This is a genomic window from Pseudomonas sp. BCRC 81390, assembly GCF_030341915.1.
Taxonomy (GTDB): Bacteria; Pseudomonadota; Gammaproteobacteria; order Pseudomonadales; family Pseudomonadaceae; genus Aquipseudomonas.
Map to the genome: position 1 here is coordinate 988451 of NZ_JATAAG010000066.1, position 9147 is coordinate 997597.

Annotated in this window: 7 protein-coding genes; 3 read left to right on the forward strand and 4 right to left on the reverse strand. The window is 65.6% G+C overall.

Annotated elements, in window-relative coordinates; all coding sequences use genetic code 11:
• Nucleotides 1-36: 36 nt before the first annotated feature.
• From QSV36_RS21215 to QSV36_RS21230, 4 genes are all read right to left on the reverse strand, one after another.
• Nucleotides 37-4563 (reverse strand): hemagglutinin repeat-containing protein, encoded by a 4527-nt coding sequence (locus QSV36_RS21215; RefSeq protein WP_289134130.1) that lies wholly within the window; start codon nucleotides 4561-4563, stop codon nucleotides 37-39.
• 27 nt (nucleotides 4564-4590) lie between these two features.
• On the reverse strand, nucleotides 4591-6273 hold the full coding sequence (locus QSV36_RS21220) for a ShlB/FhaC/HecB family hemolysin secretion/activation protein (protein WP_289134132.1): 1683 nt from the start codon (nucleotides 6271-6273) through the stop codon (nucleotides 4591-4593).
• Nucleotides 6274-6433: 160 nt separating this feature from the next.
• Nucleotides 6434-6988 carry a L,D-transpeptidase family protein gene (locus QSV36_RS21225; RefSeq protein WP_289134133.1) on the reverse strand — a complete coding sequence of 185 codons (555 nt, stop codon included), beginning with the start codon at nucleotides 6986-6988 and terminating at the stop codon, nucleotides 6434-6436.
• A 22-nt stretch (nucleotides 6989-7010) separates the two neighbouring features.
• Nucleotides 7011-7562, reverse strand: a complete 552-nt coding sequence (locus tag QSV36_RS21230; RefSeq protein WP_289134135.1) for an NUDIX hydrolase — start codon at nucleotides 7560-7562, stop codon at nucleotides 7011-7013.
• 124 nt (nucleotides 7563-7686) lie between these two features.
• Between QSV36_RS21230 and QSV36_RS21235 the strand changes: the two genes are divergently transcribed.
• Genes QSV36_RS21235 through QSV36_RS21245 form a run of 3 tightly spaced genes read left to right on the forward strand, consistent with a single transcriptional unit; the run spans nucleotide 7687 to nucleotide 9054 of the window.
• The gene (locus QSV36_RS21235; protein WP_003252125.1) at nucleotides 7687-8286 is read left to right on the forward strand and encodes a CoA pyrophosphatase; all 600 of its coding nucleotides are present in this window, start codon (nucleotides 7687-7689) and stop codon (nucleotides 8284-8286) included.
• A 44-nt stretch (nucleotides 8287-8330) separates the two neighbouring features.
• Nucleotides 8331-8855, forward strand: a complete 525-nt coding sequence (locus QSV36_RS21240) for a gamma carbonic anhydrase family protein (RefSeq protein ID WP_289134137.1) — start codon at nucleotides 8331-8333, stop codon at nucleotides 8853-8855.
• Nucleotides 8848-9054 carry a DUF1289 domain-containing protein gene (locus QSV36_RS21245; RefSeq protein ID WP_289134139.1) on the forward strand — a complete coding sequence of 69 codons (207 nt, stop codon included), beginning with the start codon at nucleotides 8848-8850 and terminating at the stop codon, nucleotides 9052-9054. Before QSV36_RS21240 ends, QSV36_RS21245 begins: the two co-directional genes overlap by 8 nt.
• The last annotated feature ends 93 nt before the right edge of the window (nucleotides 9055-9147 follow it).

Genomic DNA, 9147 nt, shown 5'->3' on the forward strand with positions numbered 1-9147 from the left:
ATGGGAGCGGGCAAGCCCGCTCCCATGGAGCACGCTTCACTTGGTCTTGCCCTGCACACTCGAAACCCACTGCTCGCTGCGACTATGCCCGCTGGTCCGCAACAACCCCAGGTCCAGCGCATTCTCCCCGTCCGCCGCGCCTTTGCCCTTGACCACCTCGGCCAACGCCGTGCCCAGGTCCACCGGTGAGTTGGACGCATCGATCGAAACGTCCCGGCGATAGTCATTGCCGGCAAGCGTCTCGCGGGTCACCGATTGCGCGTCAAGGGCCACATCCCCTCGGGCCGACTGCAGGCGAGCGCCAACCAGCTGCACGCTACCGCCGACCTGCAGGTCGATGCCTTCGCTGCCTTTGAGCGCAGTCTGTTGGCCGACGCTGTCGCGTTGCACATGGGTTACGTCGAGGTTGAAGGTTGGCGAGAAGCCCGGGTCTGCCTTGGTCAGGGTCGAGCCGGCCTTTTCCTTGACCTTGCCGCCCAATGGCCCAGCCACTGCGGTCGCTGCGTTGACGTAGCCTTGCGGGTTTTTTTCCTGGCTCAAGCGGGCATCGCCCTTGATGCTCAGCGTGTTGACGTTGTCCTTGCGGCTGGCGATATACAGGTCGCCGTCGACCACCCCGGCGATGCGCCCCGCCTCCAGGGTGACACCTTCGATACGGGTGTCGCCGCGGCTTTGCAGGTCGATGCGCTCGGCACGCAGGTTGCCGGCGTTCCACTCCAGGTTGTCGCGCTTGTCCAGGTCGACCTTGAGGCGGCCATGCAAGCCACGGCTGTCCAGCTCGCCCTTGACCATGTCGAAACCGGCGCCGGCCGTGATGTCGAGGTTGTTGCGTCGCTCCTGGTTGGCGGACGCCTCCAGGCGTATTCCGCCGCTGGGGGCCTTCACCGTCATTTCCCGAGCCGAAGCTTGCAGACCCTGCAGGTGCACTGCGGTGTCCTCTTGGGCGCTGCTGCCCAGGCTCAGCGTACCCTTGCTGGCGAACTGGGCGTCGACAGCCTGACGCGCATCTTCGTCCTGCTTGCCGTGGCTGAAGTGCCCGCCGATGGCGCCGCCCCGGGTGTCGCCAGTCTTGACTGCCAGCTCCAGGCCACCGCCGAGCTTGCTGCCGGTGGCTTGCCGGGTGTTGCTGGCCGCCTTGACCGCGAGCTGGCCGCCGCTTTGCAACAGGATGTCGCCAGCCTTGGCCTGGGGGCTGCCGATACGGGTACCTTCGAGCAGCAGGTCGCCGCCACTGCTCAGTTGCACCTGGCCCTTGGCGTCGATCTGGGCCACCTGGGCGTTGCTGCTGGTGGTGTGCTGCTGCGCATTGTCGAGATAGCCGCGGCCATCGACACCGGTGCCACCGGGGCGGCTGCCCAGCTTGGCCCAGGCGTTGCCGTCGAGCTGACCTGCCTGCTGTTCGGCCCGGTCGGTCGCCTGCGGCAAGGCCAGCGAGCCGGCACTGCGCATGATCACGTCACCCTCGCCGCCGTCGATACGCGTGCCTTCGTAGCGGCCTTCACTGCCCAGTTGCACCTGGATACCCTGTTGCCCATACAGGCTGGCGGTGACCGCCGTGCTGGTGGTGTCCTGGGTGGTCAGCGAGCCGCCTTTGCCGGCGGCACGTACATTGAGGTCGCTTCCGCTGCTGGTATCCACACGTGCATCACCGCTGAACGCCAGGCGCTGCACGGAGGTCTGCCGGGTGTCCTGCGCCGCGCGCATGCGGTGTTCCTGGGCCTCGATGCCGAGCGTGCCGGCATTGGCGCGCCAGCGGGTGCCCTGATCGTCAAGGGTATCGGCCTTGACTTGCACCTGGGCCCCGGACAGTTCACTCACCTGGGCGAAACCGCGGCGTTGGTTCTCCAGGCGCTTGAGGTGGTCGACGGTCATGTCGCCGCCAACGCTGGGGGCCACCATGGCGTCTTCGGGCGAGGCTTGCTGGAAGCGTGCGGCTTCCTCACCCAGCACCAGGCGTTCGATCGGACGGGTGAGGTCACGGTATTCGACACTGGCGCCCAGGGAGCCTGCCCAGTCGTTGCGGTGCTGTTCTCGCTCCTCGGTCTGTTCGGAGGCACGGTTGTCGATGCGTTTGGCCGCTACCTGCAGGGTGTTGCCCGCCGCGACGCGCGCCGCTTCGCTAACCAGCGTGTCGGCTTGCAGCTTCAAGTCGCCGCTGGCCTGCAGGGTGCTGCGCTGTACCTCGCTGGCGCTATCCTTCAGCTGCTCGCGCTGGTGATGGCCTTCGAACAGGCTGCCTACCCGGTCGATGCCACCGGTAACCTGCAGCCCGCCACCACTGCGGGTGGTGCGGGTGTCCAGGTCGCGCTCGTTGCGGGTAGCCCCCAGCGTGATGCCTTGCGCCTGAACATAAAGGTTGCCAGCGCTGGCGGTTACCGTGGAGCCGTTGACCTGCAGGTTGGCGCCGCTATCCAGGCCCACCGAGGCCCCTGTGAGCACACTGGGCACCTGGCTGCTGGTGCGTTGCTGGCGGGTGCTGGTCACCACCTCATAAGCCACGCCGGCGGCGTATTGCCGGGACCCGGGCTTGCCGTCCTCGGCATCCTGGGTCTGCCCGGCGCTGGCGGTGAAGCTGCGCTGCTGGTCGCGGGTTTGACGTTCATCGACCGTCTGCGCACGGGTAACCAGCAGGTCGCCCTTGGCTTCGACCTGCAGTTGTCCGCCCGCTGCGACCTTGGCGCCCTCGATGCGCATTTCGTCGGCACTGGCCAGGCGCAGGTTGCTGGACGAAGCCACATCACTGACCAGTACTTGCTGTTTGCGCTCGGTGTTTTCCTGGCTGCTGCCAATCAGGCCGAACAGCTTGCTGTCGCGGTTGCGGTCGGTCGAGGTGCTGCTGCCCTGGCCTGGCTCGATGGCCAGCGAGCCTTTTTCGCTGTACAGCACGGCATCCTGCTTGCCATGGACGGTGCTGCCCTTGATGGCGAGCTGGTCGGCTGTGACGGTGAGCTTGCCGTCGCTGGCGATCGTGCTGCCGGCAACGCTCTGGCCTTCACTGTCCTTGCCTTTGCGGTCGGCGAAGAAGGCACCCGAGACCAGGTCGCCGCGATAGCCGTCCTGGCTGCCGCGGTGCTTGAGGGTGGTGGTGCCGATGTCGGCCTGCCTGGCGCGAATGGCCAGGTCGCCGCGGCTGCGCAGGCTGCTGCCCTGAATGTCGAGGTTGCCGCTGGCCTGGACGCTTACCTGGCCACCATCGAGGGCGGTGCCGCGGGCATATTCCTGGCGTATGTCGGTGTCGCTGTCACCACGCCACAAGTCCTTGCGATGGCGCACCTGCTCTGCGGTGCGCTGGCTGTCGATACCGGCGACGATGGTCAGGTCGCCGCCGCTGTCCACTGTCAGCGCCTTGCCGGCGGTGACGGTGGCGGCGGTCATGTGCATGCCTTTGCCCGCTTGCAAACTTACGCTGTCACTGCCAAGCAGTTGCGTGCCCTGGTGTTGTTGGCGGGTGGTGGTGGTGTCGCGGCTGTAGGTTTCGCGGGTAATGAACAGGAACTTTTTTTTCCAGCTGTCCTTGTCGCGCTCGATGCTCTCGATCGCCTTGGCGCCGAGGGTGAGCTTCTGGCCGGCCTTGACTTCTATGTTTGGCGCGCGGCCTTCGACGGCTTCCAGGGTGAGGTCGTCGGCTGCGCTGAGCCTCAGTAGGCCCCGTCCGGCATGCAGCTCGCTGGGGCTGTCGGCCTTGCCGCTGACCTGCAGCGCCCCGGCCGACTGGATGTCGACCCCCTCGCTGGCGAACACCTGCGGCGCAGCCACGCGCACACCGGCGCCTTCGGCCGTGCTCACGATGCGGATACGCCCGGCGCGCATCGCACCGAGAAAGCTGGCATCGATGCTCGACGCCGTGGCTGGCAGATGCTCGACGATTTCGCCGCTGGCCCGCTCGATACGGTTGCGCCCCACGGTGACATCGAGCGCTTGCCCCGCCATGAGCAGCCCTTTGCTGTCGACCTGCGGCGCGATCAGCTCAAGGGCACCGTTGTCATTCCTCTGACCACGCTCCAGCACGTGCAGGGTGCTACTGGCATTCAGCGTATCGAGGTACTTGAGCTGTTGCTCCTCGAATTGCGGCGTCCCCACCACGAAGCCGGCGCGGGTGGTGTTGATGAAACTGCCGCCATTCAGGGTTATGCCATTGGGGTTGGCCAGGATGTAGTCGGCAGGGCGACCGAAGATTTCCTGTGGCCCTTCGATCAGCGAGGCGTTGCGGCTGACCACTTCGTTGAGAATGGTCGAGGCGGCCTGGCCCTGGAATTGCGGGTTGGCCGCAAGGGCTCCTGCCAGCTCCGACTGCCCGGCCACGGTGCCGTTGTTCAGCACCACGCCAGGCGTGCCGACGTTGTAGTCGATGAACTGGTTGTGGGACAGCCCGCTGGCGTTGGGCGGCACGATGTCGATGACCGGTACCCCGTGGCCGTTGTTGATGATCGGGGTACCACCTGGGCCCTGGGTTGCCTCCAGGCCGCCCTGGGCCAAGGCGGCACTGGACCCGAGCAATGCCAGGAAGATGGCCCAACGCAAGGTATCAGGGCGGATCGACGGTAGCGGCGAGAGTGTCTGCATGTTCTCGTTCTCATTGTTGTGGGTGAATCAGATGTTCAGGGTCCAGTCCAGCACCCAGAAGCCGGGTTCCAGCGAACGGTGGGGCAGGTCGCTGGCGTAAAGGGCGCGCTGGTAGTCGAGCCGCAGGCGGCTGCTGCCGAGGCTCAGTTCCAGGCCGGCGGCGGCGCCGGCCAGGCGCTGTGACGGTTTGCCTGCGGCGGTGCGGGCCCAGCCCAGGTCCAGGCCGAGGTAGGGGCGTACCTGCAAGGGGGCAGTCCAGGTCGCTGGCAGTGCCTGGCTGAAGGTGTTGCGCCAGGCAGCGGCGCTGGCGCCGGAGTAGGTACGCAGGCGAAAGCCGCGCACGGCCGAATCGTCACTGAGCAGCAGTTGCTCCACGGCGGGCAGGGCGTCGCTGCTGTACTGCAGGCCCAGTTCGCTTTGCCAGCGCCAGGGGGCGGTGGGCGGGCCCTGGCGCAGGTGCAGCAGGTTGGCGCGGTACTTGCGAAAGTCCGGACGCAAGCGTTGCGCACCGAGTGGCGAGCGGTCGGCGCCGAACGCGTCAAGGCCCTGGCCAATCCCGAGGTAGCCATTCCACAGGCCGGCTTCGAGCCATAGCAGGTTGATACCGGCTTCGACGCTGCTCAGTGTCGGGCTCTGCTGGACGATGACCGCGCCGGCGCTGCGGTTGACCAGTTGCTTGCGCTCCAGCCGTACACTGGCGCTGAGCATGCCTTGCTGGTTGCGCCACAGCACGCGCTCGGCGCTCAGGGCCTGATAGCTGCTGCTGCCATCGGCGCGCTTGTCGCTGCCCGGCAGTGGTGCCTCGTAGCGCAGCTGGCTGGCGCTGAGGGCAAAGGTCCAGGCGCCGTAGGGCACGCTGTAGTACAACGACAGGCCTTGGCTTTCACCGGGGGCATGCAGCACGCTGTTGGTCAGCGACAGGCGCAGGTCGTCATTCAGGCCCAGCGGGCTGTCCAGGCCGATGCCGAGGCTCAGGCGGTGCCGCCCGCTCAGCGTGCTGCCACGGTTGTCGAAGCGGCTGTCGACATGCCAGCGCGAGGCTACGCTGCGCGGCTGCACGATGACCCGCGTGCCGCCCTGCAGCTCGCCCGGTAGCAGGGCGGCGGTGAGGTCATAGGCGCGCAGGCGGTTGAGTTGGTCGAGGCCTTGCTCCAGGTCTGGCAGGTACAGCGGCTGGCCGAGCTGCCCGGGGAAGGCACCCGCCAGCGACAGCGGCAAATCGGCGCCGGCCAGTTCGATGGACTCGACGAAGCCTTCGACGAGGGTGATATCCAGCGTCTCGCCGTCCTTTGGCGGTTGCCGCAGGTAGGGACGGCTGGCCGGGTAGCCGGCCTGCAGGTACAGGCCGGTAATGGCCTTCAGCAGTTGGTTGATGTCGGTGACGCCCATGCAAGGCGAGACCAGCGCACGCAGGGTTGCCGCCAGCTCCGCGGTATCGAGCTGGCGGTTGCCTGCCACTCGCACGCCGTCGATAGCCCAGCAGCGTTTGTCCTCTGGCACGGGGGCGATAGCGGTGGGGCGTTCGGCCGGGGAGGGGATACGCTGCCAGCGCTCCAGCCGCTGTTGCCGCTCCAGCTGGCGGAGGGTGTGCTGCTGATCGAGCAGTTGTTGGCTGGCGGGGTCGTCGGCCAGTGCCAGGGGGCTGGACAAGGTTGCGCCAAGGCAACCAGTTAGCGCCAGGACGGCAACATGGCGAATTCGGCACGGCATTCAGGCACCCCGCAAATGGTGTACGGCTTACGTACTCGTTTGCGTGGATGCTAAGAATTCGGGTGTGGGCCTGGATGCAGTACCCTGCCCAGGCGCTTGTCAGGCGAGTTCTTGCCTGTTTGAAAGATACTTCCTACAGAATCTCGGCGCTGGCTCTAGATCAAGGGCGGATCTCGATCAGCGTGCCATCGCGCACCAGGTCCCACACTTCCTGCATGTCGCGGTTACGCATGGCAATGCAGCCATCGGTCCAGTCCAGCGTATGGAAGTACCACTCCGGGTATTCGTCGCTGATCGGCGTGCCGTGGATCATGATCATGCTGCCGGCACTTACCCCTTCACGGCTCGCGCGGGCGGCATCGCTGACGTTCGGGTAGTTGATGTGGATGGCCAGGTTGAAGCGGTCGCTTTGCTTGCGCCAGTCCAGCCAGTAAAGGCCCTCGGGGGTTTTCTTGTCACCCTCGCGTTCCTTGGCGCCCTTGGGCTGCTTGCCCAGGGAGATGCGGTAGGTTTTCAGCGGTTCGCCACGGCTGATCAATTGCAGACGCCGCTCGGACTTGATTACCAGCACCTTGTCGATCAATGGCTGCATCGCCTGCTGCGAGGGCGATGGAGTCTGCGCTGCCGGCTGGGGTTTGCGGATGATGGTCTCGGTGAACGCCGCCTGTGACACCGAGGTAACGCAAAGGCAGAAAAGGGCAAGCAACCAGCGCATGTAACGGTATCCCTGAAAGCGTCTAGGTAGTGGTCGAGACAGTCATCGGCGGCAGGTATTCATGGCCTATGGGGTAGTGCTGCCCGATGCGGTCGCGATAGTAGCATTCTAGTGTGCGTGTGACTGTGCGGAAAGCCAGCTCGCCCCACGGTATCTCGTGTTCCTCGAACAGCCGCACCTCCAGGCTTTCGACGCCGATGGCAAAATCGAGGTCGGCCAGCTCGGCGCGGAAGAACACATGCACCTGATTGATGTGCGGCAGGTCGAACAGCTGGTACAGGGTCATGCTGCCGACCCGGGCGCAGGCTTCTTCCACGGTTTCGCGACGGGCGGCCTGGTCGAGGGTCTCGCCATTTTCCATGAACCCGGCGGGCAGGGTCCAGAAGCCCCGGCGCGGCTCGATCGCGCGGCGGCACAGCAGCACCTGGCTGCCCCAGGTCGGCAACACGCCAGCGACAATGTTGGGGTTCTGGTAATGGATGGTCTGGCAGGACTCGCAGACATAGCGCAGGCGGCTGTCGCCTGCGGGAATCCGCTGAGTCACCAGCTGGCCGCACGTGCTGCAGAATTTCATGTCGGGTTCCTTTCGCTCAGGCTTATCTTGGCGCGACAGCCAGGTCACCGCAAGCGTCCGGGGCTTGGGTGCTGCGCGGCTTTGGTGCATCATGCAGGGCAGGCCTTGGATACGAGCGTGCGCAATGCTGGACGAGCTACTTCGCCGAATGAGCAACCACCAACCCGCGTCACTGGAAACCGACCGGCGGTTCCCCGAAGCGGCGGTGCTCCTGCCCATTACCCGTAGCGAAGCGCCCGAACTGGTTCTTACCTTGCGCGCCAAAGGCCTGTCCACCCACGGCGGCGAAGTGGCCTTCCCCGGTGGCCGCCGCGACCCGGAGGACCCGGACCTGGTGTTCACTGCATTGCGCGAGGCCGAAGAGGAAATTGGCCTGCCGCCCGGCTTGGTGGAAGTCATCGGCCCGCTAAGCCCGCTGATTTCGCTGCATGGCTTGAAAGTGACACCATTCGTCGGGCTCATTCCGGATTTTGTCGAATACCGCGCCAATGACGCCGAGATCGCGGCAGTATTCACCGTGCCACTGGAATTTTTCCGTCAGGACCCGCGCGACCACACCCACCGTATCGATTACCAGGGGCGCAGCTGGTATGTGCCCAGCTATCGCTATGGCGAGTACAAGATCTGGGGCTTGTCGGCGATCATGATCGTCGAGCTGGTCAACCTGCTGTTCGATGCCGGCATCAGCCTGCACCAGCCGCCTGAGCGTTACATCGAAAACTGAGCGGGGCCTACCCCGCCTTCTGCGTCGCAGCCTGAGGAACAAGCATGAAATACCGCCTGGGCGACCTGCGGGTCGAAAGCCACCCCACCAGTTGGGCCGCACCCACCGCCACCCTGATCGGCAAGGTCCGCCTGCAGGCCAATGCCAGCGTGTGGTTTGGCGCGGTGCTGCGCGGCGACAACGAGCTGATCGACATCGGCGAAGGCAGCAACGTACAGGATGGCACGGTGATGCACACCGACATGGGCTCGCCGCTGACCCTGGGCAAGGGCGTGACCGTCGGCCACAACGCCATGCTGCATGGCTGCACGGTGGGCGACTACAGCCTGGTGGGCATCAATGCGGTCATCCTCAACGGCGCGCGTATCGGCAAGCACTGCATCATCGGCGCCAATACGCTGATTGCCGAGGGCAAGGAAATTCCCGACGGTTCGCTGGTGATGGGCTCGCCGGGCAAGGTCGTGCGCGAGCTGACCGAGCAGCAGAAGCGCATGCTCGAGGCCAGCGCCGCGCACTATGTGCACAACGCCGAGCGCTATGCTCGCGAGCTGGTGGTCGACGATGAGTGACACGCATGTGGCGGAGCGGCCGGTACCTTCACCCTGTGTGAGTATCTGCAGCCTGGACGAGCAGGATATCTGCACCGGGTGCCAGCGTACGGTGGCTGAAATCAGCCGCTGGTCGAAAATGGACAACAGCGAACGCCGGGCGGTGCTCAAGCTCTGCCATGAGCGGGCGCTGGCGGCCGGGGTGATCTTCGGCGTCTGAGCAGCGGTGGCCTCTTCGCGGGGCAAGCCCGCTCCCACAGGTTGGATGCTGCATCGAAAACGGTGGTGTACCTGTGGGAGCGGGCTTGCCCCG